Genomic DNA, 26296 nt, shown 5'->3' on the forward strand with positions numbered 1-26296 from the left:
GAGGACGGCGGCGATCGGGGCGGTGGTGGCGAACTTCTGCATGATGGTCTCTCCTGCTGCGCTGGTCGTTTCTGACTCCGCAAAAGCTACGTTGCTTTCCATGTCTCGGCAACAAGTTCGTTGCGCCGAATCAGTATCACTGCAGGTCAAAGCCTAGATATCGTTGCGAAGGTCTGGAATCAAATGCAACGACGACCGCCCTGTTCGTTGCAATGAGTTGAGAGTGAACGCTATGCTGGGGGCACCACGGACACACGAAGGAGACCGCGATGCCGGGAGGCAGGCTCACCCAGCAGGAACGCCAGCAGATCGCGCTGGGAGTGGCCGACGGCCTCGCCTACGCCGAGATCGCCAGACGTCTCGACCGCCCGACCTCGACCGTCACGCGGGAGGTGATGCGCAACGGCGGCCCCACCGCCTACCGCGCCGACCTGGCCCACCGTGCCACCGAACGCCGCACCCACCGACGCGGGCAGACCGCCCCCCGGGGGCCGGGCGCACCCGAGCAGGCCCACGGACGCGACGCCGAGGCGGTGCGCGCGTACGAGGAGACGTTCACCACCGTCCTCATGGGGTCGGGCATGCCCACGATGATGTCCCGGGTGATGGCCTGTCTGACCCTCACCGACACGGGCAGCCTCACCGCGTCCGAACTCGTCCAGCGCCTCCAGGTCAGCCCGGCCTCCATCTCCAAGGCGATCGCCTTCCTGGAGAGCCAGGGCTTCGTCCGTCGGGAGCGCGACGAGCGACGCCGTGAGCGCTACGTCGTCGACGACGACATCTGGTACCAGTCGATGATCGCCAGCGCCCGGTCCACCGCTCAGATCGTCGAGACCGCACGGCAGGGCGTCGGCGTCCTCGGCCCCGAGACGCCCGCCGCCGTGCGGCTGGAGAACGTCGCCCGCTTCCTCGACTTCGTCTCCGAGAGCATCGCCCGCGCGGCGGAGCAGGCCCGCGACATCCTCCACACGAAGCCTGAAGCGCCCTCGGGCGGTGCTGCGGCGCCGAGTTCGGAGCGCGGATAGGGGGAGGCGGAGTCGACGGGGTTGGCGTGATGTGGGGCAGGGCTTCCCTGAGGGGAGGCCCTGCTTTCGCTTGCCCGGACGGTGAGAGGCAAGTCTGCAATGCCCCCGGAGGGTGGGGGTGGAGTGGGAAGTCGGGCGGGCCGACTTCCTGTGTGGGGGAGAGGGGCACGGCGGCTGGGGCGGCAGCCGCCGGGCGGGGTGACCGGCAGGGGTGATCAGCGGGGTATGCCGGAGGTGGAGTCGTCGTCGCTGCGCCGGTTCACCTTGAGCGCGGTGATCACGCCGAGCACGACGGTGAGCAGCGCGAGGGCGAGGAGCGTGACGAAGGCGGTGGCGACGAGGAAGCCGGCGGAGCTGCCGAGGCTCACCGCTGAACGCCGATGACGCGGCGGCCGAGGCGGGCGGCGAGTTCGTGGAGCAGTTCGTCGGCCTGGTCGCGGGTGAGGGGGATGGCGAGGTGCTCGCCCGGGCCGGCGTGGACGTCGAGGTCGACGGCGACGCGGAGTTGGAGCGCGGCGTCGGGGACGGCCTCCACGGCGAGGTAGGCGATGGTGGTGCGCTCGGTGTGGATGGCCTGGGTGAGGAGGGGGATCAGGACGCCCACGGGTCACCTCGCTCGGGGGCCTGGTCGGCGGTGCGCTCGGCGTCGAGGAGGAGGTTGAGGAGGTTCAGGAGGGTGGTGGAGGGCGCGGTGCCGAAGCGGACGAGGACGCGGCCGTCGATGGTCCGGTCGGTGCCGGAGCTCGGCCAGACGATGCCGAACTTGCGGCCGCGCTCGTGGAGTTCGGCGAGGAGAGTGGTGATCTGCGCCTCGGTGTAGGCGCGGACGCGGGGGTCGGTGGGCCGGATCGGCCGGCGGTCGGGGTTCACGCGGCGGCGTCCAGCTCGAACCAGACGGACTTGCCCGACTTGCGCGGGTCGGTGCCGAAGCGGTGGGTGAGGGAGCGGACCAAGTGGAGTCCGCGACCGGAGAGTTCGTACGGGTCGGCGGACGTTCTCTGCTCGGGGAGCTCGGGGCTGTCGTCGGTGACCGAGACCCGGAGGGTGCGGTTCAGGAGGACGACGACCACGAGGGGCGCCTGGCTGCCCGCATGGCGCCAGGCGTTGACGAACAGTTCATGCAGGGCGAGTTCGGCGTCGGAGATGACGTCCGGCGGCCAGTTGGAGAGGGCGAGGGCCTCGCGCAGCTCGTGGCGGGCGGCGGACCAGTCGGGGGGAGGGGAGTTGAAGGCACGCACGAAGAACCTCCGGAAGAGGAGAGGGAGTTCGCGGCGGAGATGTGACCGTGAGCCAGGCCGCACATGGCTGCTCTGCGGCGCCCGGGCAGGGCATTACTGACACTCCGTCGTGTGATCGGTGCAACACTGAGAGTAGGGGCACGAGTTCCACGCGTGCAACACGATCGCCCGAAATGGCCCCTCGGGCTGGGTGACCTCACTCTTGTGAGTGGCGCCCGGTGCTCTCGAAGCGGGAAACTGCTCCGACACGGAAGGAAGACCCTTGGCTCTCAGGACTCAAATCAGCGAGCGGCAGAAGCGGTTCGGCGCTGAGCTGAGGAGACTGCGTGAGGCTGCTGGGCTGGCGGTGAAGGACGCCGGTGCCACGATCGGCATGGGTGGACCGCAGTTGAGCCACATCGAGGCGGCTCGTACTGGGCTCGACCCGGCGCGCTTGACGACGCTGCTCGGTACCTATGGGTGCACGGATGAGACCTATGCTTCGATCCTTCACGAGCTTGGCGCCAGCGATGGCAAGGGCTGGTGGACGGAGTTCAAGGGGAAGGTCCCGACGCTCGCGCTGGATCTGGCAGAGGTCGAGGACCGGGCGGTCTCGCTGGCCAGCTACGACAGCCTCTACATCCCGGGCGCCTTTCAGTTGCCCGGATATGCGAGGGCGATCTACGAGAGCTCGAACCGGTCGAGTGTCTGGGATCAGGAGACGCAGGTCCGGTTCCGGATGGAACGGCAGCGGATTCTGACTGATGGCGGGCGGCGCGAGTTCCGGTTCGTTATTCATGAGGCTGCATTGCGCATGCGATTCGCCGGTGACGACGTCATGCGGGCTCAGTTGCTGCACCTCGTCGACATGGCAGAGCTTCCCAGCGTCACCATCCAGGTCATCCCGTTCACAGCGCCGAACCACGCACCTCTCTCGGCCTCGTTCCTCCTCTGTGACCCTGGTTGTGCTGATCTTTCGACCGTTATTCTGGACGCACCAAGGCATGCCGAGCATCTTGGAGATCAGGCCGACATCGTGGCCTACCGTCGAAAGCTCCAGCAGCTGAGTGATGTTGCGTTGCCTGCCGTCGATACGAGCGGGCCTCTGCGCGACCTTTCCGCTCGCAGTTCGCTGGGGCTCATTCAGCATCTCCTCTATCTGCTCCAGAGCTGAAAGGCACCCGATGTTCCATCTCTCCTGGCAGAAGTCCTCATACAGCGAAGGTGAAGGCTCCAACAACTGCCTCGAACTGGCCTCTGGCGCTGGCGACCTGCGTCATCTTCGCGAGTCGGACGACCCTGACGTGGTCGTCACGACAGACGCGGCCAAGCTCCGTGCCTTCATCCTCGGAGTGAAGGCCGGCGAGTTCGACCACCTCATCTGAACTGTGCACGCGAAGGGGGCGGGGCGGCCGCTTGGCCGCCCCGCCCCCTTGTTCGCATTCCTCAACCGCGTAGCGTCCAGCCGTTCTCCGGGGCGTCCAGCCAGATCCGGTGCTCCTCGCCGTTCACCGTGAGACCGAAGCGCTCGGGGCCGGGGCGCCCGTGGCTGCCCCACCACCCGTATGCCGCCTCGGCCTCGTCCCACAGGTGCCGAGAGCCGTACTGCCACACCGCGTACCGGTTGGCGTTCTCGTCCCCGTCCCAGTCGACGGCGGCCCACGACGTGCAGTCCGTCGTGGCGAGCCAGAGCCGCCGCTGTACCCCTTCCATCTCCGGCTCGTCGTGCCAGACGTACCAGACGTCACCGAGTCGATGGCCGACCGCGAAGTCGGCTTCCCAACTTTCCCCAGCCACGAGTCGCGGGTCGAGGCCGGTCGAGGACTCGTCCGGGCGGTGCTCGTCCCGCACCACGTCGCGGTAGATCCGTAGCTGCTGCCGCTGGGCGCGCAGCGTCATGAAGGCGCTGTACGGGCTGAACCGGCCCTCCGCCGCGCCGTCCCCCCTCACCGCGAGCCTCAGCAGACCCCAGCAGATCCACGGGTTGTCCCATGGTGTGAGGATTACGCCGCCGGGCTTGGTCTGTTCGATCCACGCGATCGGCACGCGTGTGACCGAGCAGGTGGCCGACACCCGGTCGTACGGTGCTTGTTGCTTCCAGCCGTCCTGGCCGTCCGCACAGATCACGCTGGGGCTCAGGGAGTTCGCCTTCAACGTTGCCCGTGCTCGCTCGGCGAGCGCCTCGTCCACCTCGACGGTGACCACGTTGGAGTCGCCCAGCCGGTGCGCGAGGTAGGCTGCGGTGAGGCCGGTGCCGGTACCGATCTCCAGCACCTTCATGCCCGCCGAGAGATCGAGCGCTTCGAGCATGCGGAATACCACTGACGGCGCGGAGGCGGAGGACGACGGCCACGGCTCGTCGTCCTCCGCAGGTGCTTCGCCGTCGTTGACCTGCGTCACCACCGCATCGTCGGCGTAGGCCGCGGTGAACCAGACCTCCGGGCTCGCCAGCCGGTCACAAGCCATGTACCGGCCCTGGTCGTCCCGGAGCCAGATCAGCTCCGGGAGGAAGCGGTGTCGTGGTGCGGCGAGCGCCGCCGCCTGCCACTCGCCGGCCACCGCGTGGCCGAGTTCATCACGTACGGCGAGGAGCAGGCCGCGGACGGCGGCCTGCTCCTGCTGCTGGTTCCAGCTCACTTGTGCTTCGGCTCCGGCTTCGGCTTGTCGGTGTCAGGATTGGGCGCGGACTTCCCCGGATCCTTGTCGCCGGCGTGCTTGCCCTGCCCGCCGTCGTTGGGGCCGCTGCCTCCGCCGGAGCCGCCGCCCTTGCCGGTTCCCCATGCCATGGTGTTTCTCCCTCTACTGCTGCGGTGTCGAGGTGGATCAGGCCGCTGGGCGCGGACCCTCGGGCGGCATCGGACCGGGCGGTCGATCGGACGGCTTCGGGCGTTCGCCGGGCCCATCGCCATCCGAGGTGTCGCCACCGCTGCCAGGTCTCCCGTCTCGCATGAGCATGCTGTCCTCCGTACTCAGTCGGGCCAAGCGATTCCCTCGGTCTCGCTTGCCGCTTTGTGTCGACCGGCCCTGTCCCGCCGAATGCCTTCAAAGCGCCCGGGCCGGGTCCTGTGAGGGCATTTCGGCTCCACGGAGGCCTCGGTCGACCGGGTTGGCACCAGGATTCCGCTGTTGCCCAGGACGGTGGAACCTCGCTCGAAGGACACTTCGGAACGTCCCCGGTGCGGTAGAACGTCCCTTGGCGAGTCCGGCATCTGCGAGGGGCGGAAAGGGTGCTCAACGAAAGACTGAAGGTCGCCATGACGTCCGGTGGTTGGACGTACGGTGCGTTGGCAGAGAAGGCCGGGGTCGACGCCAAGTCCGTCGAACGGTGGGTGAACCAGAACCGTTCACCCCGGTTGAAGACGGCCGTACTTGCTGCGGAAGTCCTAGGAGAGGACCTGTTCGCACTCTGGCCCGGCCTTCGGCAGCCACGCGCCGCGCGGGCGGTGAGTCCCGAACTGGTCGCCCTGTACGAGCAGCGTGCTGACGTGCCGGTGTCCGCGTTCGTCGACTTGCTGGGCAGGGCCACTGAGCGCATTGATGTTCTGGTCTACGCCGCAGTCTTTCTCCATGAGGCGTATCCACGGCTGAACAGACTGCTCAGCGAGCGCGCTGCCGACGGGTGCACAGTCAGGCTGGCGCTCGGTGACTCCGACAGTGAGAGGGTCAGGCAGCGAGGTGCGGAGGAACGGTTCGGCCATGGAATCGAGTCCCGGTGCATGATCGCCCTGATGCACTACCGGCCGCTGCTCGGGACTCCCGGTATCGAGATTCGCACACACGGAACCACGCTCTACAACAGCCTGTACCGGGCGGACGATCAGATCCTTGTGAACGCCCATGTGTGGGGTGTCAACGCCTTCGGTGCCCTCGTTTGGCATCTGCGTCGTGCAGGTACGAACGGGCTGTTCGACACTTACACTTCGAGCTTCGATGCGGTGTGGAGTGCGGCGCGACCAGTTGAGGAGAACTGAGACGTGGCACGGACCGAGTACTACGACGATCCCGATGCGCCCAGGCCCAATCGGCTTGTGGTGGCGGCTTCCGCGGTCGTTACGGATGACGCCGGCCGCATTCTGCTCCAGCGGCGTACCGACAACGGCCTGTACGCGCTGCCCGGTGGGACGATGGACTTCGGCGAGTCGCTGCCGGGGACGGCGGTGCGTGAGGTCCGGGAGGAGACCGGGCTCGAAGTGGAGATCACCGGGTTGGTCGGTACCTACACCGACCCCCGGCACGTCATCGCCTACTCCGACGGGGAGGTGCGACAGCAGTTCAACGTCTGCTTCACCGCCCGGGCAGTCAACGGCGAGCTACGCATCTCCGACGAGTCCACCGATCTACGGTTCGTCGCGCCCGACGAGATCGCCGGTCTCCCGATGCACCACACCCAACAGCTGAGAATCCAGCACTTCCTGGAGCAGAGGGCCGCTCCCTACCTCGGCTGAGCGGAGTGACGACGCCGTTCGTCGGGAGCTGGCTGCCGTAGGCAGCAACCACCCGGGCGAGAGGCACAGCGTGGTCGTATCGGAGAGCAAGGTCGGCCTCGCCGGTTGCCTCATGCTCCCCGCGCCGCAGGATCTTGAAGAGAAGCTTGTCGCCCTCGTCCCCGTACTTCCCGGTCAGCACTTCGAGCCGCTCGAAGGCCGGAGAGTTGCCCCAATGCGGTTGCAGCGGATTGCACGGATGCGCCCCTGCGCTGCCCCGGTGCCTCCGGGCGCCGGGGCAGCGTTCTTGACCCCGCGAGCATCCCGGGAGAAGTCTTGCGGCGGAACGTCGCCCGCTCATGCTTCGGGGGAGAGTGTGCAACCACCAGCTCGTGAGGCTCTGGCCGTGGCCCGGCGTTCGGCCGTGCACCTGGAGATGCGCGACAGCTACATGCGGGACGATCCAGCCTTCATCGCCTGGCAGAGCGGGCATCGAACGGACCATGCCCACCGGGCCTCCTGGTGGGGGTCCTGGCACGACGTGGTCGGCGCGGCGGTGGCCCGAGGCGTGGTCGTCCGGCGGGCACGCATCGTCTCGGAGCCGATCAGCGACTACGTCCGTTTCGAGTACGACGAGACGTTCGGCAATCGCGCCGCAGGGGAGTTGGTGCGCTGGCTGCCCAGGCGCCAGACCCGCGATCTCGCGCTCCCCGGACCGGACTTCTGGGTCTTCGACGACGAGACCGTGCTCTTCCACCACTTCACCGGCGACGGCCAACTCGACATCGACGGCCGCGAGTACGTGACCGACCAAGCCCTGGCCGAGCTGTGCGGATCAGCCTTCGAATCCGTGTGGCAGCGGGCCGTTCCCCACGAGGAGTACCGGCCGCGCTGAGCGGCCGAAAGCGCATGTCCGATCCAGCATCGTCAAGTGTTCAGCAGGCCCGTCGGGATCTCGCCGATCGACTCGGCGAGATCCGGCGGGAGGCAGGCCTGTCCGGGCGGGAGCTCGCCCAGCTCTGTGGCTGGCATCCGTCCAAGTCCTCGCGGATCGAGAACGCCCGGACGCTGCCCTCGCCCGGCGATCTTCTGGCCTGGTGTCGGGCGTCCGGGGCCGACGACCGGGCGCCGGACCTCATCGCCTCGTTGCGGGCGGTCGACGGCATGTTCGTCGAATGGCGGCGCATGGAGAAGGACGGCTTGAAGCGGGCACAGGAGGCGGTTCTCCCGCGCTACCAGCGCACCCGCCGTTTCCGCGCCTACTCCTCCTGGCTGGTCCCCGGAATGCTCCAGACCCGCGCGTACACCGCCTCGGTGCTCCGGGCGATCCAGCGCCGCCGCCTGACCGTGGACGACGTGGACGCCGCCGTGGATGTGCGGATGGAGCGGCAGCGGATCCTCTACGAAGGCGACCGCCGGTTCGCCTTCCTGGTGGAGGAATCCGTGCTGCGCTCCGGCCCCGGCGGCCGGGACGTCCAGCGCGAGCAGCTCGCCCACCTGCTCACCGTCGGCACGCTGCCCAACGTGAGCCTCGGCGTCGTGCCCATGAGTCCGGACCGCGTGCGGATGCCCGTCGAGGGCTTCTGGATCTACGACGCGGCCCAGGTGAACGTGGAGCTGGTCTCCGGGTACCTCACCATCAGCCAGCCCACCGAGATCGCCCTGTACGTCCAGGCCTTCGGCGAACTGGCCGAGCAGGCCGTCCACGGCGAGCAGGCCCGCGCCCTGATCGCCGCAGCGGGAGAGGCGCTGGGCTGAGGCGACGGGGAATCCCGTTGCGGGGCGCTCGGGCGCGACCTACGCTCCTCCTCAACACGTCGAGGGAGACGAGTACCTCCAGGCCCCGTGAGCCGAGAGAGTCGCCGGTTGCTGTGAAGGCGGCCTCACCGCCCGGAGGGAAGACACTCCCGAGTGCGGGGAGGAAATGCCCCGCCGGTCGGCCCCCGTCATCGGGCCGGAACGAGGCCGCCGTCTTCATCGGCGGCGGCGAAAGTGCGGTGGCACCGCGAGTCCCCTTCTCGCCCGCACTCCCAAGGGATCACCACGACGCCCGTGGAGGGCCGCGATGATCCACCCGACGACCGCCCGTGTCCTGGCCGCCGAACTACCCGGCCATGTCGGCGAGTCCATCGAACTCTGCGGCTGGCTGCACCGCCGCCGCGCACTGAAGTCCGTCACCTTCCTCGTCCTGCGGGACCGCTCCGGCCTCGCCCAGGTGGTGGCCCCCGAAGGGGTGGCCGACATCCCCGAGGAGACCGTCCTGCGGATCCGGGGCACGGTGACGGCCAACGCCCAGGCGCCCAACGGCGTCGAACTGACCGGGCCCGTCGTCGAGGTGCTCTCCAGCCTCGCCGAGCCGCCGCCGTTCAGCCTCTTCCGCCCGACCGTCCCGGCCGCGCTCCCGGTGATCCTGGACGGCGCGCCGGTCACCCTGCGCCACCCGCGCCTCGCCGCCCCGCACCGGATCACGGCGGCCTCGGTGGCCGGATTCCGCGCCGCCCTCGACGGTCTCGGCTTCACCGAGATCCAGACGCCGAAGGTGGTCTCCTCGGCCACCGAGTCCGGTGCGAACGTCTTCGCCCTCGACTGGTTCGGCCGCCCGGCCTACCTGGCGCAGTCGCCGCAGTTCTTCAAGCAGGCCATGGTCGGGGTGTTCGAGCGGGTCTACGAGACGGGCCCGGTGTTCCGGGCCGAACCGCACGACACCGCGCGCCACTTGGCCCAGTACACCAGTCTCGACGCCGAACTCGGCTTCATCACCGACCACCGCGAGGTGATGGCCGTCGTCCGCGAGGCCGTGGCCGGGATGCTGGCCTCCGTCGCCGTCCGCGCGGCGGACGCGGTCGAGCTGCTCTCGGTGGAACTGCCCGTCGTACCGGCCGAGATCCCGCAGATCCACTTCGCCGAGGCGATGCGGCTGCTGGGCGCCGACGAACCGGACCTCGCGCCCGCGCACGAGCGGTGGCTCAGCGAGTGGGCGCGGCGCGAGCACGGCAGCGAGTTCCTGTTCGTGGTCGGGTACCCGATGCGCAAGCGGCCGTTCTACACCCACCCGGAGCCGGGCCGGCCGGAGTACTCCAACAGCTTCGACCTGCTCTTCCGGGGGCTGGAGCTGGTCACCGGCGGCCAGCGGCTGCACCGGTACGAGGACTACCTCACCGCGCTCGCCGCCCGGGGCGAACCGGTGGAGCCGTACGAGGGCTACCTGCGCTCCTTCGCCCACGGGATGCCCCCGCACGGGGGCTTCGCACTCGGCCTGGAACGCTGGACGGCCCGGCTCACGGAGGCGGACAACATCCGCCGCACCACGCTCTTCCCCCGGGACCTGCACCGCCTGACGCCCTGACCCGCCCAGCCGTCCGCCGTCGCCCCGGGCGGGGCGGCGGCGGACGCGTCAGAAGTACGTCAGCCAGCCGAAGGTGGCGGCGTAGGCGCGGCGGACGGCACTGCGGCCGCGGCCGCCGAGCGCGGTGATGAAGGCCAACGCGACCACGAACCAGACGGCGAGGACGGCCACGATGGCCAGGGACCACCCGGGCCGCTCGGCGACCCACCAGGTGATGGCCACCGCGCCCAGGGCCACGAGCAGCCCGACATGGGCGTCGCCCAGGTCGGGCGGCTCCTCGCTGCGGTCCGGGGAGGGCGCGGGGTCCGCATCGTCAGGTGTCATCGTCGGCCTCTGCGGGGTACTGCCGAAACAGGTTCGGCGGCGGATGCGTGAACCGGTGCTCCGCCATTCGACCAGGGGTGGCCGGCCACCGGAAGAGCGGCGCCGACCACCGGGATCAGCCCGCCGGGTACTGCGGGGGCTGCGGCTGCGCGCCGGGCTGGGCACCCGGGGCGGCCGGCGGCACCGGGGCGGCGTACGGGGCCGGGGCGCCCTGCGGCGGGACCGGCTGCGCGTAGGGGTTCTGCGCGGCGTTCGGGTTGTACTGCGCATTCGGGTTGTACTGCGCGTTCGGGTCGTACGCCCCCGGGTACGGGACCGGCTGCGGGGCCGGGGCGTTGCTGCGGGCCACCATCGCCTTCACGGCGTTGACGATCAGCAGCACCGGCAGGATGAACGCCTGGAAGAACATCCGGTACTCGCCGCCCTCGAAGACGAACGCGAGGTAGTACGCGTAGCCCGCGAACGCGATACCGGCGATCACGTTGATGACGCGCCAGCCGGCGCTCAGGCCGCCGCCGAGGTTGATCGCGCCGAGGACGACCATGGCGATGCCGCTGATCGCCAGCAGCACGACATACCAGGAGAAAAGGGGTTCAAGGGTGAAGTCGAGGTTCACGGAAGCAATTCCTGTGGGAGGTGAGAAGGGGAAAACCGATGGGGACGAGAGCGCACAGTACTGGAGCCCACCGACATTCGCCGCCGCGTTTTCGTCACGGACTCATTGCTGAATCCGCCCCCCGCCCGTGGTTGGGTGGACGAATGACTGACTATGAGGTCCTTCGGGTCTTTTGCGGCCCCGACGGCGAGCACGGCAACGAACTCGGTGTGGTCCGGGCCGGCGCGGCCGTCCCCGGCGAGGCGGACCGGCTGGCCGTCGCCCGCGAACTCGGCTTCAGCGAGACCGTCTTCGTCGACGACGCCGAGCGCGGCGCGATCGACATCTACACGCCGAGTGTCCGCCTGCCGTTCGCCGGCCACCCGTGCGTCGGCGCGGCCTGGCTGCTCGGCGTGGACGAGCTGGTGACCGCCGCCGGCACCGTACGGGTGCGCCACGACGCCGAGTTCACCCGCATCGAGGCCCGCGCCGCGTGGGCGCCGGGGCGCACGCTGAAGCAGTACGGCTCCGCGGCCGAGGTGGACGCCCTGGACGTCCCGCCGCCGGGGGAGTGGATCTACGCCTGGGCCTGGCAGGACGAGCGGGCGGGCACCGTACGGGCGCGCGCCTTCCCCGGTCGCGGTGACGGGATCGACGAGGACGAGGCCACCGGCGCCGCCGCGCTGCTGCTCACGGCCGAACTCGGACGCGGTCTGACGATCACCCAGGGGCTCGGTTCGCAGCTCGTCACGGACGTCCGGTCCGGCGCTCTGATCGAGGTCGGCGGCAGGGTGCGGCGAGCCCGGTAACGGGCCGGGGGACCGGGGGAACCGGGCGGCGCGGGCGCTTTCCCGGGTCCGCGCCGAGTGTTCGTCCCGGCGACCGAAACTCCTTCATGAATGGTCCACACGTTCGGATATGATGCCGCCGTTGCTGGAGTTTGGGGGCGAAGAAGCAGCGGGACGGTCATGGCCTGCGACGGGTTCCCACACAGTCCTGGCGACCCCCTCTCTGCCGGGCTAGGCCCGCTCTCCTCCGTGAGGTTCCATTGCGTACTCAGCACCGCAGCTTCCTCGCCCTGGCCGCCACCGCAACCCTGGTTTCCGGCGCCGCCCTGGCCTCCGCCCCGGCCGCCCTCGCGGCCCCGTCGGCTCCCCGGAGCACCCAGGGCCCGCAGGGGCCCGGGAGCACCCGGGCGCAGAGCGGTCCGGTGTCGATCACGCTGGACGGTCTCCCCGGCACCTTCACCGCCGGTGCGGCGCCGGTCGAGTTCACCGCGACCCTGAGGAACTCCGCCGACCACGCGGTCGACGCCACGACCGGGTTCACCCTGGCGGACGTCAACTCCGGCATCAAGGAGACCCAGCTCAAGCTGGAGTTCCAGGCGCCCGGCGCCACCCAGTGGAAGAGCGCCCTGCTCAGCCCGGGCCAGCGCGTCGGCGCCGTGTGGGAGCTCGACACCTTCGCCACCAGGATCAGCGTGCCCGCCGGGGCCTCGGTCACCTACCGGCTGCGCCTCGCCGTCACCGCCGATGCCGTCGGCGGCGCGGCGACGGCCGGATTCCGGGCCGTGGTGTCGGACCCGACGCTGCCCCCGGAGCAGCGGATCTCCAGCCCCTCCAGCGAGTACGGGCGCTTCACCATCGCCCCGGTCGGCGGTCCGAGCACCCCGCCGCCGGCCACCGCGCCCGGTCCGGCGGAGCTGAGCGTCGAAGGCGTCCCCGGCTCCTTCACCGCGGGAGGCCAGGCGAAGCCCTTCAAGCTGGTCGTCGCCAACCACAGCGGCAAGGACATCCACGTCCTCCCCGAGGTCACCGTCCAGGTGGAGCACCCGATGCCCGCCGACGTGGTCCGGCTCGAATTCCGGACCCCGCAGGGCGAGTGGCTGGCCGCCAGGCCCCGGTCGGAGGACCCCGCGACGGGCCGGCTGCACCTGGGGCTGAGCTCGGGCAACAAGGAGGCCGACCTCGTCGACCTGCGGGACGGCGCGTCCCGCACGATCGACGTCCGGCTGGCCTTCGCCGGTGACGCGCCGGTCGGTACCGCTTCGGTGCTGCTGACCGGCTACAGCCTGCCGGAGGGCGGCGGGCTCGGCGTCACGACCTCCAGCCGGGCGGTCGGGTTCACCGTCGTGGCGCCGAGCGGCTCCGGCACGCCGTCCGCCCCGGCGTCGCCCACACCCACGGTCACGGTCACGGCCACCGCGACCCCCACCGGGGCGGCGAGCCCGCCGGCTGCTCCGGCTCCGGTCGCGACCTCGCCGTCCGCCGCCGCGGTGGTCGCGGCGGTGCAGGTCACCGGCTCGGCGCCGGGCCACCCGGCCGACGCGGCCGCTCCGGCTCCGGCTCCGACCTCGACGCTGGCGTCGACCGGCGGCGGGTCCTCCTCCGCGCCGATGGCGATCACCGGCGCCACGGCGATCGCGATGGGCGTGGGCACCCTGGGCATCCTGGTCGTGCGCCGCCGCCAGCGTGCTCGCCACCTCGGTCGCTGACCTCCCGGCCCGGTGGAGGAACCGCAGTTCGTCGCGGAGCTGATCGGCGCCGGCGCGGGTGAGCGGCGGATCGAGCTGCTCCGCGCCGTCCGCGTGGTGACCGGGTCGAGCCTCTGGCACGGCAAGCTGCTCCTGGACGACCTGCCGGCCCCCGTGCGGGAGGGAAACCTGCGGGACCTGGACGCCGTGGTGGCCCGGCTGCGGGCGGCCGGGGGGCGGGTCGCGGTGCGGTGCCGGGCGTGCGGGCGGGACGCCCCCGAGCGCGGGCGGCTGATCGACCCCGCCCCGTGCGCGGTGGCCGCTCCCGGGGCCTACTACTGTCCGGCGAGCAGCGAGCCGCCTCAGTGGCCGTGGGACGAGAAGGGCTCCGCGTAGACGGGAGCGGGGGTCGGCGCGGGGGCCGGGGCGGGCGCCGGCCGGACGGCCCGCGGCCGGCGGGGCCGGAGCAGCAGGGACCGGCAGGCGGGCACCAGGGCCAGGTGGACGATGACCACACCGACGGTGGCGAACAGTATGTGGTCGACGTTCAGGACGTGGCCCGGCGTCCAGGAGGAGAGGAACTCCAGGGCGGTGGCCAGCAGCGCGGAGGCACCCGTGGTGCGGAGGAACGAGGGGAGCCAGGGGGCCCGGAGGCGGCCGCCGGCGAGCGGGAGCAGGACGCCGAGCGGGGCCAGCAGGAGCAGTTCGCCGAGCAACTGCCAGGCGGTGGAGGAGCGGAGCGAGGCCAGCGGCGTCAGGTTGGCGTCGTAGACCCAGGCCACCGGCAAGGGTCTCAGCACCGACCAGCCGGCCAGGGCCAGGTGGAGGACGAGGCCGACGAGGCCCGCCATCCGTAGGGGACGGTGGACGGCCGCCGCCGGTCCGGTCTCGGTCCGCACGACGGAACGCTGCTCGCGTGCCCTGGTGCCATCTCGCTGCACGCGGGGAAGGACGTGAGCCGGTGGCGCGGCGGTTCCACGCCCGGCGTGAACATTCCGCCGCACGCCCGGCGAGCGGCCTGGAGCGGCCTGGAGCGGCCCGGGGCGGCCCGAAGCAGCCCCAGCCCGGTCCGATCGGGTCGGAACTGGGCGGAATCGATCAGCGGCAGGTGGGCGAGGCGGTCGGGGACGGCGACGCCACCGCGCTGAACACTTTGTCCGCCGGCGGGGTGGACGGTCCGGAGGCCCGCGTGACCGACGGCGCCGGGCTCGCGAACGGCTTCACCGAGGCATGCGCGGCGGGTGCCGTCGGGCCGACCGGCGACGGCGCGGCCGGGGCCGTCGGTATGGTCGGCGCGGTCGGGCAGGCCGTCCGGCTGGCGGGCGCGCCCGCGTCCACCGGGACGGCGGTCGGGCGGATGCCGCACCCGGCGGCGAGGGCGGCCAGGGCCACCAGCCCGGCGGCGCCGAACACCCGGGCCGGACGGGACACCCGGACCGCACGCGCCGGGCGGGCAGGGCGGGACGGACGGGCCGGCCACGCCGGAATGGACGGACGGGAGGTCACTGCGCACTCTCCTCGGAGTCGGCGGCCGGCGGCGGAGGAGGCTGGGTCCGCGGCAGCGTCAGCGTGAACACCGCCCCCACCTCCCCGTTGGCGGCCGTGATCGTCCCCCCGTGGATCTGTGCGTTGGCCATCGCGATCGACAGGCCCAGGCCGCTGCCCTCCGACCGCGCCCGCCCCTTGTCCGCCTTGTAGAACCGGTCGAAGACGTGCGGCAGCACGTCCTCCGGGATGCCGGGGCCGCTGTCCGAGACCTCGACGATCACCGAGCCGACCGCCGGGCCGCCCTCCACCCCGCCCTCCGGGTCACCGAGCGGTCCACCCAGCGGGCTGCCGAGCGGTCCGCCGAGCGGGCCACCCACCGACTCGTCCGCCGGGCCGCTCTCCCGGGGGCCCTCCTCCCGGACCGTCACCCGCACCGGCGAGCCGCCGTGCTTGAGCGCGTTGCCGATCAGGTTGGCGAAGACGACGTCCAGCCGGCGCGGGTCGACCACGGCCCGGACACCGCGCGGGGCGTCCAGCTCGACCGCGTCGTACCAGGCCCGACCGTCGATGCAGGACATGATCAGATCGGCGATGTCCACCTCGTCGGCGACCAGCCTGGCCGTACCGGCGTCGAAGCGGGTCACCTCCATCAGGTTCTCCACCAGGTCGGAGAGCCGACGCGTCTCGTTGACCACCAGCCGCACGGCCGGCTCGATCATCGGGTCCAGCGACTCGGCCTCGTCCTCCAGGATGTCCGTCACGGCCGTCATCGCGGTCAGCGGGGTGCGGAGCTCGTGCGACATGTCGGCGACGAACCGCCGGCTCTGCGCCTCCCGTGCGCTCAGCTCCTCGACCTGCTCGTGCAGCGACTCCGCGGTGCGGTTGAACGTCCTCGCGAGGTCCGCGAGTTCATCCGAACCCTCCACTTCGAGCCGGGTGTCCAGATGGCCCTCGCCGAGCCGCCGGGCCGCCTCGCCGAGCCGCTTGACCGGGCGCAGCACCGTCGCCGACGCGGCCTGGGCGAGCAGCGCCGAGCCGATCAGCGCCAGCAGGGTGGCGATCGCCAGCGACCAGCCGAGCGTGTTCAGGTCGGCCCGCTCGTTCTCCAGCGACTTGAACATGTACGCCGTCGGCCCGGTCGGCACCACCCTGGTGCCGCCGATCACGAACGGCCGGCCGTCCAGGTTCTGCCGCTGCCAGTACAGGTGGTACGCGTACGGGTTGTTCTCGGTGACCTCGCGCGGCTTCGCGACGGTGTCCTGCAGCTTGGCCGGGACGTCGGCGAGCGTGTAGTTCACCGGGTCCGAGGAGGCGACGCAGTCCGGGCGGGCGGGGTCGGAGACCACCACCTCGTAGCTGAGCCCGGAGCTGGCGACGCTGGTGGCCAGCTGGATCAGCTCGGCACAGGTGGCGTTCAAGGGCAGCTCGGAGACGTTGCGGGTGAGCGAGACCCGGAAGTCGTTGAGCGCGGTGTCCTGGGCGCGCTTGAGCACCGCGTCCCGGTTCAGCCAGTACGCGATGCCGGAGGCCGAGACGGCGGCGAGCAGCGCGACCGCGGCGAACACCGCGATCAGCCGCACCCGCAGGGAGCGCAGCCGTCGCCACGGGCCCGAGGAGAAGCGGCTGGTCGTCGTCTGAAGGTCAGTCACGGGAGCCTGTCGTTGCGGAAGTTCAGGAGAGGCGGGATATCAGGAGCGGGGGGCGGTGGTCGGGGGCGTTCACGCCGGCGGGTCCAGGCGGTAGCCGACCCCGCGCACCGTGCGGATCAGCGTCGGCGCCGATGGCACGTCCTCGACCTTCGCCCGCAGCCGCTGGACGCACGCGTCCACGAGCCGGGAGTCGCCGAGGTAGTCGTGCTCCCAGACCAGGCGCAGCAGCTGCTGACGGGAGAGCGCCTGTCCGGGCCGGCGGCTGAGCTCCAGCAGCAGTCGCAGCTCGGTCGGGGTGAGTTGGAGGTCCTCGCCGTCCTTGGTGACGGTCATCGCCGCGCGGTCGATCACCACCGTGCCGTAGGCGGAGGAGTCCGAGCTCTCCCGCTCGCCGCGCCGCAGCACGGCCCGGATCCGGGCGTCCAGGACGCGCGGCTGCACCGGCTTGACGACGTAGTCGTCCGCGCCGGACTCCAGGCCGACCACGACGTCGATGTCGTCGGACCGGGCGGTGAGCAGGATGATCGGCAGCTGGTCGGTGCGGCGGATCCGGCGGCAGACCTCGAAGCCGTCGATTCCGGGCAGCATGACGTCCAGCACGATCAGGTCCGGCCGCTGCTCCTTGAAGAGCCTCAGACCGTCCTCGCCGGAGGCGGCGGTGGCCACTTTGTGGCCCTGGCGGGTGAGGGCGAGTTCGAGGCCGGTACGGATGGCGTCGTCGTCCTCGATCAGTAGGAGGAAAGGCACGGCCTCATTCTGGCTCACCCGGAGCGCCGAATCACCCCCCGGCGCCTGCCGCTGCCCGAGCGGGAACCGGAACCCGAGCCACCGGCGTCCGTCACGGCGGGAGGCGATGCGGGACGAAAGGCCCGCCCCTGTGACAGCCCTGTGACAGTCGACGGACAGCGTCATCACAACCGGCGGGCAAGATTTTCCATGTCGCCGCAGGACAGCGGGCCAACAGGCCGGCTGAACGGCGGCAACAGGAACCGCTCGTACCGACCAAGGGGGCGCACGATGAACGCCAGGCTGCAGACCCGGACCAACCCGGCTGACCGCACCGCGCGTTCGTCATCGGTCACCCACCGGACCCGGTACGAGGTCAGGACCGACGAGACCTCCGGTGCCGTGATCGTGCGGGGGTGCGCACACAGCGCCGGTGGAAATACTGTCGCCCGCCGGGTGAGCGGCGGCGGCAGGCAGGGGGAGCTGTACGGAATCGGCCACCGGGGGAACGTGGTCGACTCCGCCAACACCCTCACGCTGCGGGGGATCCTCCCCGTGCGCGTCGAGGGCAAGGACACCCTGGGGGGGAACGGGGGAACCCGGGGGATCGGGGGAAGCGGGCTGCGGAAGGTCGACTCGGGGGAGTCGGCCGGCCGCGAGTCCGCGGGTGCGACGCTGCTGCGGCTGAACCCCGCGGCGGCCCGCACCACCGAGGCGGGACAGGGAGACGCGCAGGGGGAGCACTCGGCCGTCGCGGAGGACCACACCAAGGAGTTCACCGCGTACGTGCGCGAGCGCCGCGCCTCCCTGTACGCCACGGCGTACCACCTCACCGGTGACCGCTACGAGGCCGAGGACCTGCTGCAGAGCGCGCTCTTCAGCACCTACCGGGCCTGGGGCCGGATCACCGACAAGGCCGCGGTGGGGGGCTACCTCCGCCGCACCATGACCAACCTGCACATCTCCGCCTGGCGGCGCCGCAAGGTCAACGAGTACCCGACCGAGGAGCTGCCGGAGACGGTCGGCGACACCGACGCGATGGGCGGCACCGAGCTGCGCGCCGTGCTCTGGCAGGCGCTGGCCAAGCTGCCGGAGAACCAGCGGACCATGCTGGTGCTGCGCTACTACGAGGGCAAGACCGACCCGGAGATCGCCGACGTGCTCAACATCAGCGTCGGGACGGTCAAGAGCAGCATCTGGCGCGCGCTGCGCCGGCTGCGCGACGACGAGCACCTGAACAAGTCGGGCGACACCGCCCGGGCGTTCGGCGAGCTGGTCGCCTGAGAAGGGCCCCGAGAGGGGCAGGGACTCCCGTCGGGGGACGGGTGAGGACGGTCAGGGAACTGGTGACGCCGGCTCGGGGGAGCGGCGCCGCCGGGGGAGCCCGACGGCCGTCCGGGAAGGCGGCGGGCCCGGTGCGGGGGAGACGCACCGGGCCCGCCGTTCTTTCGCGTTCGTGTCCGGGGCGGCCCCGCGGCCCCGCGGCCCCGCGCCGGAGCGGGCTCAGACCGCCGAGAGGTGTCGCCCGGCCGCCGCGCGGATCCGCCGGTCCGCCTCCGGGCCGGTGCAGGGGTGGGCGCCCAGCCCGACCTGCCGGCCGACGATCGAGCGCTCGGCGCGCATCAGGCGCCAGCCGCGGCGCACCAGGACGGGCAGCGACTTGCGGCTCTCCCGGACGTCCCGGCGCAGCCGGCGCCAGGCGGTGGTGAGCGCGCCGTTGCGCAGGCACAGTGCGTCGCCCAGCAGGCCCTCGGCGGCGCAGTCACCGGCGATCTCGGCGGCGAAGATGCCCTCGGCGATGAACGCGGGCGCGCCGGCCAGGTCCAGCACCCGGGTGGAGACGCGGCCGTTGGCCGGGATCGAGTACACCGGGACCTCGGCCCGGCCGGTCTCGTACAGGCTGCGGATCGCGGCCACGGCCTGCTCGCGGTGCCAGGCCAGCGGGGAGTCCCAGTCGACCGCGCCGTCGGGCAGCAGCGGCAGGGTGGGGTCGTCCCCGTCCTTGTAGAAGTCGTCGAGCTGGAGCACCGGCAGGCCGCTGCGCTCCGCCAGTGAGGACTTCCCCGATCCGGAGGGCCCGGACAGCAGGACCACTCGGGCGCGGGCTATCGGCACGGGATTCAGCGGGGAGTCACTCACGGGACACCAGTCTGACGCATTCGGGCCGGATGCCGAAACCCGTCGGATCACACCTTCTGCGGCGCCTGCGGTGCGGCGAGCGCGAGGTGCAGCAGCGGCAGGTACCGGCTGTCGACCTGGAGGAAGACCGGCTGCCCGGTGCCGGGCGCCCGGTAGGCGGTGGCGGCCCAGTCCTGGTCGTGCCAGGTGTCGGGTTCGGGGGCGTGGAAGGTCCCGCCCGCGGCCAGCGCGATCGGGCCGGCGCCGCCGGGTTCGCGCGAGCCGAAGGCGGCGCTCGCGGCTCCCGGTGTGACGCGGATCCCCCCGTTGACGTAGCGCGCCGGCCAGCCGGGGCCGTCGGAGCGGGCCGAGCACGGGATCCGGACCGGCTTGCCGGCGGCCAGCCGGCGCCGGGTGCGGGCCACCCGCAGCGTGCGGACGAACCCGTCCGCGAACAGTGCCATCAGTTCGCCGAGGATCTCTCCCACGGTGCGCCCCCTCGGTGTGCGGTGTCGCCCCAGTCTGCGCGGGGGCGGGGCCCGGCCGGGAGCGCCGAAAGGATGGCGCGGCGGCGACGAAAGTCGACGGCCCCGCGGTACGGGGGGCGCCGGAGGCGAACGCCGGGGAAAGTCGACGGACCCGCGCCAGGGGGGGAGAGGCGCGGGTCCGTCCAATGACCGTCCGGGCCCTGGGGGGGTGAGGGCACTGGGGACGGCCAGTCTGTGGAGTTGTTGCTCTGCGGGCCCGTGAGCCCGCGGGGTGACGAGGAGGTCAGATCCCCATCGGGTGCCAGACCGTCTTCGTCTCCAGGTAGGAGAGTAGCCGGTCGGTACCGGGAGCATTGGTCCAGTCCTGGGCGAACGGGTCCAGCTCCGGACGGACCACCCTCTTCAGGGTATCCGCGGCAGCCGCTTCCAGCGCACCCGCCGCGCCGGGACCGTCGGCGGCAATGGCGCCGGTGAGGTCCACCGCGTTGACGTCCTGGTGCGAGGCCAGGGTGGGCGCGATGTCGGCGGTACGGCCCGAGATGATGTTGACCACGCCGCCGGGGACGTCCGAGGTGGCCAGCACCTCGCCCAGCGACAGGGCCGGCAGCGGGGCGTCCGCGGCGGCCGCGACCACCACGGTGTTGCCGGTGGCGATGGCGGGCGCGATCACCGAGACCAGGCCGAGCAGCGAGTGCCCGTAGCCGGCCTGCGGGGCGACGATCCCGACCACGCCGGTGGGCTCCGGGGTGGAGAGGTTGAAGAACGGCCCGGCGACCGGGTTGGCCCCGCCCGCGATCTGGGCGACCTTGTCCGTCCAGCCCGCGTACCAGACCCAGCGGTCGATGGCGGCGTCCACCAGGGCGGCGGCCTTCTTCGGGCCGACGCCCTCGGAGAGCGCCACCTCGGCGGCGAACTGCTCGCGCCGGCCCTGCAGCATCTCGGCGACGCGGTACAGCACCTGGCCGCGGTTGTACGCGGTGGTGCCGGCCCAGCCCTTGACCGCCGCGCGGGCGGCCTGCACGGCGTCCCGGGCGTCCTTGCGGGTGCCCAGCGGGGCGTTGGCGAGCCACTCGCCCTTCGAGTCCGTCACCTCGTACACCCGCCCGCTCTCGGAGCGCGGGAACTTCCCGCCGACGTACAGCTTGTAGGTCTTGAGGACATCAAGACGGCTCACGACATCAGACATCGAGGTAGGCCTCCAGACCGTGGCGGCCACCCTCGCGGCCGTAGCCCGACTCCTTGTAGCCGCCGAACGGCGAGGTCGGGTCGAACTTGTTGAAGGTGTTGGCCCAGACCACGCCGGCCTTGAGCCGGTTGGCGGTCCAGAGGATGCGCGAGCCCTTCTCCGTCCAGATGCCGGCGGAGAGGCCGTACGGGGTGTTGTTGGCCTTCTCGACCGCCTCGGCCGGGGTGCGGAAGGTCAGCACCGACAGGACCGGGCCGAAGATCTCCTCCTGGGCGATCCGGTGGGCCTGGCTGACGCCGGTGAAGACGGTCGGCCTGAACCAGAAGCCGGTGCCCGGCAGCTCGCACGCGGGCGACCAGCGCTCGGCGCCCTCGGCCTCGCCGGCGTCGGTCAGCGCGGTGATCCGGGCCAGCTGGGCGGCCGAGTTGATGGCGCCGATGTCGGTGTTCTTGTCCAGCGGGTCGCCGACCCGCAGGGTGCCCATCCGGCGCTTCAGGGCGTCGAGCAGCTCGTCGTGGATCGACTCCTGGACCAGCAGGCGCGAGCCCGCGCAGCAGACGTGGCCCTGGTTGAAGAAGATGCCGTTGACGATGCCCTCGACCGCCTGGTCGATCGGCGCGTCGTCGAAGACGATGTTCGCGGCCTTGCCGCCGAGCTCCAGCGAGAGCTTCTTGCGGGTACCGGCGATCTGCTTGGCGATCGCCCGGCCGACCGGGGTGGAGCCGGTGAAGGCGACCTTGTTGACGTCCGGGTGCGCGGTGAGCGCGGCGCCGGTGCGGCCGTCACCGGTGACGATGTTGACGACGCCCTTCGGCAGGCCCGCCTGGCGGCAGATCTCGGCGAAGCGCAGCGCGGTCAGCGGGGTGGTCTCGGCCGGCTTCAGCACCACGGTGTTGCCGGTGGCCAGCGCCGGGGCGATCTTCCACGCCAGCATCAGCAGCGGGAAGTTCCACGGGATGACCTGGCCGGCCACGCCCAGCGGGCGGGGGTTCGGGCCGTAGCCGGCGAAGTCGAGCTTGTCGGCCCAGCCCGCGTAGTAGAAGAAGTGCGCGGCGACCAGCGGCAGGTCGACGTCGCGGGTCTCGCGGATCGGCTTGCCGTTGTCGATCGACTCCAGCACGGCCAGCTCGCGGCTGCGCTCCTGGATGATCCGGGCGATCCGGAACAGGTACTTGGCGCGCTCGCTGCCCGGCAGCGCCGACCAGTCGGTGAAGGCCTTGCGGGCGGCGGCGACCGCGCGGTCGACGTCCTCGTCGGTGCCCTGGGCGAACTCGGCGAGCACCTGCTCGGTGGCCGGGTTGACCGTCTTCAGGGCCTCGCTGCCGGAGGAGTCGACGAACTCGCCGCCGATGAAGTGGCCGTAGGAGGTGGCGATGTCACCTGCGGCGGCGGACGACTCGGGAGCCGGGGCGTAGGTGAAGAGGCCGCCGCGCTGGGGGGCCGCGGGCTCCTCGATGTTCTTCTTCTTGGCCATGGTGATCAGTCCACCGTCACGTAGTCGGGGCCGGAGTACCGTCCGGTGGTCAGCTTCTGACGCTGCATCAGCAGGTCGTTGAGGAGGCTGGAGGCGCCGAAGCGGAACCAGTGCGGGGTCAGCCAGTCGTCGCCGAGGGTCTCGTTGACCATCACCAGGTACTTCATGGCGTCCTTGGTGGTCTTGATGCCACCGGCGGGCTTCACGCCGACCTGGACGCCGGTCTGCGCCTTGAAGTCGCGGACGGCCTCCAGCATCAGCAGGGTGACCGGCGGGGTCGCGTTGACGGCGACCTTGCCGGTGGAGGTCTTGATGAAGTCGGCGCCGGCCAGCATCGCCAGCCACGAGACGCGGCGCACGTTGTCGTACGTCTGCAGCTCGCCGGTCTCGAAGATCACCTTGAGGTGGGCGGCGGTGCCGTCGGGGCGCTTGCACGCCTCCTTGACGGCGACGATCTCGTTGAAGACGTCCAGGTAGCGGCCGGAGAGGAAGGCGCCCCGGTCGATCACCATGTCGATCTCGTCGGCGCCGGCCGCGACCGCGTCGGCGGTGTCGGCGAGCTTGACCGGGAGCGCGGCGCGCCCGGCGGGGAAGGCGGTGGCGACGGAGGCGACCTGGATGTCGGTGCCCCGCAGTGCGTCCTTCGCGGTGGCGACCATGTCCGGGTAGACACAGATGGCGGCGACGCGCGGGGTGGTCGGGTCGGACGGATCGGGGGTCCGGCCCTTGGCGCACAGTGCGCGCACCTTGCCGGCCGTGTCCGCGCCTTCGAGCGTGGTCAGGTCGATCATCGAGATGGCCAGGTCGATGGCGTACGCCTTCGCCGTGGTCTTGATCGAGCGGGTACCGAGAGTGGCGGCGCGCGCCTCCAGGCCGACCTGGTCGACGCCGGGCAGGCCGTGCAGGAAGCGGCGGAGCGAGGCCTCGGACGCCGCAACGTCCTGAAGACCGCTGCCCGCAGCGCCGGGGGCATTGGCTGCAAGAGTGGACATAGTCACCACACCAGCATATCTACGCGCGTAGTCAACCGCTAGGCCCCCCACCTTTCGATGCCGGACCGAGATCTCGGCCCCGCCCCGGGCCGATCGCCGACGGGCCGGAGCCGGGCGGACGCGGACGGTGGGCGCGAACGGTGGGCGCACCCACCCGGGCGGGGCGGAGGACGGCCGGGGTCGCCACGGTGATCGCCGCCCCTGTAGATCAGGGGGAGCATGGGGCAGAATCGTCGCCATGACCGAATCCGACGGCAAGCCCCACCAGGGCTCGGCCGGCTCCGACGGGGAGCCCGTGTACGCGGACCGCGTGTACCGCTCCATTCCCGGTGTGATCTCCGGTGTGCTGCTGTTGGCCGTGGCCGGGTGGCTGATCGGGGACGCGGCGCTGAACGGCACGGGGAAGACCCCGTACGTGTCGCTGGCCGCGGTGCCGGTGTTCGCCCTCCCGGTGATCGCGTACACCCTGCGGCCGGCGGTGCGGGCGAACGAGCGGCGGCTGGTGGTGCGCAACCCGCTGCGGACGATCACGGCGCCGTGGGCGGCCGTGGACGCACTGCGCGCCGGGTACTCGGTGGAGCTGCTGGCCGACGGCCACAAGTACCAGGTGTGGGCCGTGCCGGTGTCGCTGCGCCAGCGCAAGCGGGCCAACCGGATGCAGCAGCGCGGCGGGGAGCAGCACGCCTCCCGGCTGGGGACGACCTTCGGCCGGCCGGCGCCGTCGGTGGTCGAGGGCGCGCCCGACCCGAACCGGGCCTGGTCCGACCAGGTGGTCGCGATCCTGCAGGAGATGGCCGAGCGGAACGCGGGCCGCCCCGAGGCGGCCGGCCCGGTGGTCGTGCGCTGGTGCTGGTGGATCATCGCGCCGACCCTGGCGGGCCTGGCCGCGTTGATCGTCGCGATCGTGGTCTGACGCGGTCGCGCGCCGACGACACGACGAAGGGGCCCCCGCCGGGGGCCCCTTCGTCGTGCGCGGGTTCGTTGTGCGCGGTCCGGTCAGCCGTCGATGCCGGCGGCCACGGCCAGGTCGCGCTTGATCGCGCCGAGCAGCTCCGCGGCGCGCGCCCGGGCGGCGGCCAGGTCGGCGGCGGAGCCGACCGGGAGGACGACCTCCAGGTAGCACTTCAGCTTGGGCTCGGTGCCGGACGGCCGGACCACGATCCGGGCCGAGCGGACGGCCTCGCCGGCCAGGTAGTAGCGCAGGCCGTCGGTGGGCGGCAGGTCGGCGGAGCCCGCGGTCAGGTCGTCGGCCCGGGTGACCGTCAGGCCGGCCAGCACGGTCGGCGGCTGCTCGCGCAGGCGCCGCATCGCCTCGGCGATCAGCGAGAGGTCCTCCACCCGGACGGAGAGCTGGTCGGTGGCGTGCAGGCCGTGCTCCAGCGCCAGGTCGTCCAGCAGGTCGGCGAGGGTGCGGCCGGAGCGCTTGAGGGTGGCGGCCAGCTCGGCGACCAGCAGGGCGGCGGTGATGCCGTCCTTGTCGCGCACGCCCTGCGGGTCGACGCAGTAGCCGAGCGCCTCCTCGAAGCCGTAGCGCAGGCCGTCGGCCCGGGCGATCCACTTGAAGCCGGTCAGCGTCTCGGCGTAGCCCAGGCCGGCCGCCTCGGCGATCCGGCCGAGCAGGGTGGAGGAGACGATGGTGGTGGCGAAGGTGCCGGTGGCCCGCTTGGCGACCAGGGCGGCGCCGAGCAGCGCGCCCACGTCGTCGCCGCGCAGCATCCGCCAGCCGGTGCCGTTGCCGTCGGCGGTGCCGTTGGCCGGGACGGCCACCGCGCAGCGGTCGGCGTCCGGGTCGTTGGCGATGACGATGTCCGGGCCGACCGAGGCGGCGGTGCGGAAGGCGAGGTCCATCGCCCCCGGCTCCTCCGGGTTGGGGAAGGCCACGGTCGGGAAGTCCGGGTCGGGCTCGGCCTGTTCGGCGACCACGGTGGGCGCGGGGAAGCCGGCCCGCCGGAAGGCGGCGACCAGGGTGTCCCGGCCGACGCCGTGCATCGGGGTGTAGACGACGTCCAGGTCGCGCGGGCTGTGCGGGTCCACGATGGAGACGGCGCGGGTCAGGTACGCGTCCACCACGTCCTCGCCGACGACGTCCCAGCCGTCCGCGGCGAGCGGGACCTCGGTGAGCGAGCCGATCGCGTCGATCTCGGCCGCGATCCCGGCGTCGGCCGGCGGGACGATCTGCGAGCCGTCGCCCAGGTAGACCTTGTAGCCGTTGTCCTGCGGCGGGTTGTGGCTGGCGGTGACGGTGACGCCGGCGGCCGCGCCCAGGTGGCGGACGGCGAAGGCGAGCACCGGGGTGGGCAGGGCGCGCGGCAGCAGCGCGGCCCGCAGGCCGGCGCCGACCACCACGGCGGCGGTGTCCCGGGCGAAGTCGTACGACTTGTGCCGGGCGTCGTAGCCGATGACGACGAGGTCGCCCAGGTTCTCCTTCTTCACGTACGCCACCAGGCCGGCGGCGGCCCGGATCACCACGGCGCGGTTCATCCGCATCGGGCCCGCGCCCAGCTCGCCGCGCAGGCCGGCGGTACCGAACTGGAGCCGGCCGGAGAAGCGCTCGGCCAGCCGCGACCAGGCGATCTTGCTGTCCGACTCGGCGTCCGGGCCCTCGGCCTCGGCGAGCAGCGCGGCCAGCTCCTCACGGGTCTGCGGGTCGGGGTCCTCGGCCAGCCAGGTCCGGGCCCGGGCGAGGAGATCGGTGGTGGGTGCCTGCGTCATGGCTGCAGCTCCATCGGGAAGTGCGTCGGTTCGGTCGGCCGGAGGGTTCCGCAAGAAGT

The 26296-nt window shown here is 71.9% G+C and carries 31 protein-coding genes; 13 read left to right on the top strand and 18 right to left on the bottom strand.

Annotated elements, in window-relative coordinates; all coding sequences use genetic code 11:
* The first annotated feature begins 269 nt into the window (after nt 1–269).
* Nucleotides 270–1025 carry a helix-turn-helix domain-containing protein gene (locus ACFVYI_RS31155; protein ID WP_387891796.1) on the top strand — a complete coding sequence of 252 codons (756 nt, stop codon included), beginning with the start codon at nt 270–272 and terminating at the stop codon, nt 1023–1025.
* Between the two features lie 215 nt (nt 1026–1240).
* Here ACFVYI_RS31155 and ACFVYI_RS31160 read toward each other — a convergent pair whose 3' ends face one another.
* Genes ACFVYI_RS31160 through ACFVYI_RS31175 form a run of 4 tightly spaced genes read right to left on the bottom strand, consistent with a single transcriptional unit; the run spans nt 1241 to nt 2263 of the window.
* Entirely contained in the window at nt 1241–1393 is a 153-nt protein-coding gene (locus tag ACFVYI_RS31160; protein WP_387891798.1) for a hypothetical protein, read from the bottom strand.
* Complete coding sequence (locus tag ACFVYI_RS31165; RefSeq protein ID WP_387891800.1) at nt 1390–1629, bottom strand: hypothetical protein; 240 nt, start codon at nt 1627–1629, stop codon at nt 1390–1392. Before ACFVYI_RS31165 ends, ACFVYI_RS31160 begins: the two co-directional genes overlap by 4 nt.
* A complete protein-coding gene (locus ACFVYI_RS31170; RefSeq protein WP_387891802.1) occupies nt 1617–1895 on the bottom strand; it encodes a hypothetical protein in 279 nt (92 codons plus the stop codon). Before ACFVYI_RS31170 ends, ACFVYI_RS31165 begins: the two co-directional genes overlap by 13 nt.
* Nucleotides 1892–2263 (bottom strand): ATP-binding protein, encoded by a 372-nt coding sequence (locus ACFVYI_RS31175; RefSeq protein WP_387891804.1) that lies wholly within the window; start codon nt 2261–2263, stop codon nt 1892–1894. The genes ACFVYI_RS31170 and ACFVYI_RS31175 overlap by 4 nt, the downstream gene beginning before the upstream one ends.
* 262 nt (nt 2264–2525) lie before the next feature.
* On the opposite strand from ACFVYI_RS31175, the gene ACFVYI_RS31180 reads away from it, so the two are divergent.
* Together ACFVYI_RS31180 and ACFVYI_RS31185 are read left to right on the top strand one after the other, a co-directional pair.
* Nucleotides 2526–3416 carry a helix-turn-helix domain-containing protein gene (locus ACFVYI_RS31180; RefSeq protein ID WP_387891806.1) on the top strand — a complete coding sequence of 297 codons (891 nt, stop codon included), beginning with the start codon at nt 2526–2528 and terminating at the stop codon, nt 3414–3416.
* Nucleotides 3417–3426: 10 nt separating this feature from the next.
* On the top strand, nt 3427–3627 hold the full coding sequence (locus tag ACFVYI_RS31185; protein WP_387891807.1) for a DUF397 domain-containing protein: 201 nt from the start codon (nt 3427–3429) through the stop codon (nt 3625–3627).
* 61 nt (nt 3628–3688) lie between these two features.
* Here ACFVYI_RS31185 and ACFVYI_RS31190 read toward each other — a convergent pair whose 3' ends face one another.
* Nucleotides 3689–4879, bottom strand: coding sequence for a methyltransferase domain-containing protein (locus tag ACFVYI_RS31190; RefSeq protein ID WP_387891809.1), 1191 nt, complete (start codon nt 4877–4879; stop codon nt 3689–3691).
* A complete protein-coding gene (locus tag ACFVYI_RS31195) occupies nt 4876–5028 on the bottom strand; it encodes a hypothetical protein (protein ID WP_387891811.1) in 153 nt (50 codons plus the stop codon). The genes ACFVYI_RS31190 and ACFVYI_RS31195 overlap by 4 nt, the downstream gene beginning before the upstream one ends.
* 441 nt (nt 5029–5469) lie before the next feature.
* Between ACFVYI_RS31195 and ACFVYI_RS31200 the strand changes: the two genes are divergently transcribed.
* The 5 genes from ACFVYI_RS31200 to aspS all read left to right on the top strand — a co-directional run bounded on the left by ACFVYI_RS31200 (nt 5470) and on the right by aspS (nt 10012).
* On the top strand, nt 5470–6213 hold the full coding sequence (locus ACFVYI_RS31200) for a helix-turn-helix domain-containing protein (RefSeq protein WP_387891813.1): 744 nt from the start codon (nt 5470–5472) through the stop codon (nt 6211–6213).
* Nucleotides 6214–6216: 3 nt separating this feature from the next.
* Entirely contained in the window at nt 6217–6687 is a 471-nt protein-coding gene (locus tag ACFVYI_RS31205) for an NUDIX domain-containing protein (RefSeq protein WP_387891815.1), read from the top strand.
* Between the two features lie 385 nt (nt 6688–7072).
* A complete protein-coding gene (locus tag ACFVYI_RS31210) occupies nt 7073–7561 on the top strand; it encodes a DUF6879 family protein (RefSeq protein WP_387891817.1) in 489 nt (162 codons plus the stop codon).
* 14 nt (nt 7562–7575) lie between these two features.
* Nucleotides 7576–8424: a helix-turn-helix domain-containing protein gene (locus ACFVYI_RS31215; RefSeq protein WP_387891819.1), complete on the top strand. Its 849-nt coding sequence runs from the start codon at nt 7576–7578 to the stop codon at nt 8422–8424.
* Between the two features lie 307 nt (nt 8425–8731).
* Nucleotides 8732–10012 carry an aspartate--tRNA(Asn) ligase gene (gene aspS, locus ACFVYI_RS31220; RefSeq protein WP_387891820.1) on the top strand — a complete coding sequence of 427 codons (1281 nt, stop codon included), beginning with the start codon at nt 8732–8734 and terminating at the stop codon, nt 10010–10012.
* A gap of 48 nt (nt 10013–10060) precedes the next feature.
* Here the strand turns inward: aspS and ACFVYI_RS31225 are convergent, their stop codons facing one another.
* Complete coding sequence (locus tag ACFVYI_RS31225; protein ID WP_387891822.1) at nt 10061–10336, bottom strand: hypothetical protein; 276 nt, start codon at nt 10334–10336, stop codon at nt 10061–10063.
* Between the two features lie 115 nt (nt 10337–10451).
* Nucleotides 10452–10952, bottom strand: coding sequence for a hypothetical protein (locus ACFVYI_RS31230; RefSeq protein ID WP_387891824.1), 501 nt, complete (start codon nt 10950–10952; stop codon nt 10452–10454).
* A gap of 143 nt (nt 10953–11095) precedes the next feature.
* On the opposite strand from ACFVYI_RS31230, the gene ACFVYI_RS31235 reads away from it, so the two are divergent.
* The 3 genes from ACFVYI_RS31235 (at nt 11096) to ACFVYI_RS31245 (ending at nt 13800) form a co-directional block, all read left to right on the top strand.
* Nucleotides 11096–11740, top strand: coding sequence for a PhzF family phenazine biosynthesis protein (locus tag ACFVYI_RS31235; protein WP_387891825.1), 645 nt, complete (start codon nt 11096–11098; stop codon nt 11738–11740).
* 239 nt (nt 11741–11979) lie between these two features.
* The gene (locus ACFVYI_RS31240; RefSeq protein ID WP_387891826.1) at nt 11980–13425 is read left to right on the top strand and encodes a hypothetical protein; all 1446 of its coding nucleotides are present in this window, start codon (nt 11980–11982) and stop codon (nt 13423–13425) included.
* A 12-nt stretch (nt 13426–13437) separates the two neighbouring features.
* Nucleotides 13438–13800: a ribosomal protein L7/L12 gene (locus ACFVYI_RS31245; RefSeq protein WP_387891828.1), complete on the top strand. Its 363-nt coding sequence runs from the start codon at nt 13438–13440 to the stop codon at nt 13798–13800.
* Here ACFVYI_RS31245 and ACFVYI_RS31250 read toward each other — a convergent pair.
* The 4 genes from ACFVYI_RS31250 to ACFVYI_RS31265 all read right to left on the bottom strand — a co-directional run bounded on the left by ACFVYI_RS31250 (nt 13767) and on the right by ACFVYI_RS31265 (nt 17288).
* Nucleotides 13767–14303: a VanZ family protein gene (locus ACFVYI_RS31250; RefSeq protein WP_387891830.1), complete on the bottom strand. Its 537-nt coding sequence runs from the start codon at nt 14301–14303 to the stop codon at nt 13767–13769. The genes ACFVYI_RS31245 and ACFVYI_RS31250 overlap by 34 nt on opposite strands.
* A 199-nt stretch (nt 14304–14502) precedes the next feature.
* Nucleotides 14503–14910 carry a hypothetical protein gene (locus ACFVYI_RS31255; RefSeq protein WP_387891832.1) on the bottom strand — a complete coding sequence of 136 codons (408 nt, stop codon included), beginning with the start codon at nt 14908–14910 and terminating at the stop codon, nt 14503–14505.
* Entirely contained in the window at nt 14907–16541 is a 1635-nt protein-coding gene (locus tag ACFVYI_RS31260) for an ATP-binding protein (RefSeq protein WP_387891834.1), read from the bottom strand. The genes ACFVYI_RS31255 and ACFVYI_RS31260 overlap by 4 nt, the downstream gene beginning before the upstream one ends.
* Before the next feature lie 69 nt (nt 16542–16610).
* Nucleotides 16611–17288 carry a response regulator transcription factor gene (locus ACFVYI_RS31265; RefSeq protein ID WP_329487983.1) on the bottom strand — a complete coding sequence of 226 codons (678 nt, stop codon included), beginning with the start codon at nt 17286–17288 and terminating at the stop codon, nt 16611–16613.
* A 534-nt stretch (nt 17289–17822) separates the two neighbouring features.
* Here ACFVYI_RS31265 and ACFVYI_RS31270 point away from each other — a divergent pair.
* Nucleotides 17823–18551 carry a SigE family RNA polymerase sigma factor gene (locus ACFVYI_RS31270; protein ID WP_387891905.1) on the top strand — a complete coding sequence of 243 codons (729 nt, stop codon included), beginning with the start codon at nt 17823–17825 and terminating at the stop codon, nt 18549–18551.
* Between the two features lie 219 nt (nt 18552–18770).
* On the opposite strand, the gene ACFVYI_RS31275 is transcribed toward ACFVYI_RS31270, so the two are convergent.
* The 5 genes from ACFVYI_RS31275 to deoC form a co-directional block, all read right to left on the bottom strand.
* Nucleotides 18771–19406, bottom strand: a complete 636-nt coding sequence (locus ACFVYI_RS31275) for an ATP-binding protein (protein ID WP_387891836.1) — start codon at nt 19404–19406, stop codon at nt 18771–18773.
* A gap of 47 nt (nt 19407–19453) precedes the next feature.
* Nucleotides 19454–19873 (bottom strand): hypothetical protein, encoded by a 420-nt coding sequence (locus ACFVYI_RS31280; protein WP_387891837.1) that lies wholly within the window; start codon nt 19871–19873, stop codon nt 19454–19456.
* A 283-nt stretch (nt 19874–20156) separates the two neighbouring features.
* A complete protein-coding gene (locus ACFVYI_RS31285) occupies nt 20157–21059 on the bottom strand; it encodes an aldehyde dehydrogenase family protein (RefSeq protein ID WP_387891838.1) in 903 nt (300 codons plus the stop codon).
* Nucleotides 21052–22533 carry an aldehyde dehydrogenase family protein gene (locus tag ACFVYI_RS31290; protein ID WP_387891840.1) on the bottom strand — a complete coding sequence of 494 codons (1482 nt, stop codon included), beginning with the start codon at nt 22531–22533 and terminating at the stop codon, nt 21052–21054. Before ACFVYI_RS31290 ends, ACFVYI_RS31285 begins: the two co-directional genes overlap by 8 nt.
* A 5-nt stretch (nt 22534–22538) precedes the next feature.
* Entirely contained in the window at nt 22539–23525 is a 987-nt protein-coding gene (gene deoC, locus ACFVYI_RS31295) for a deoxyribose-phosphate aldolase (protein ID WP_387891842.1), read from the bottom strand.
* Between the two features lie 238 nt (nt 23526–23763).
* On the opposite strand from deoC, the gene ACFVYI_RS31300 reads away from it, so the two are divergent.
* Entirely contained in the window at nt 23764–24438 is a 675-nt protein-coding gene (locus tag ACFVYI_RS31300; protein ID WP_387891843.1) for a PH domain-containing protein, read from the top strand.
* Between the two features lie 83 nt (nt 24439–24521).
* On the opposite strand, the gene ACFVYI_RS31305 is transcribed toward ACFVYI_RS31300, so the two are convergent.
* Complete coding sequence (locus ACFVYI_RS31305) at nt 24522–26237, bottom strand: phospho-sugar mutase (protein ID WP_387891845.1); 1716 nt, start codon at nt 26235–26237, stop codon at nt 24522–24524.
* Between the last annotated feature and the right edge of the window lie 59 nt (nt 26238–26296).

The organism is Kitasatospora sp. NPDC058218, from assembly GCF_042882445.1.
Classification (GTDB): Bacteria; Actinomycetota; Actinomycetes; order Streptomycetales; family Streptomycetaceae; genus Kitasatospora.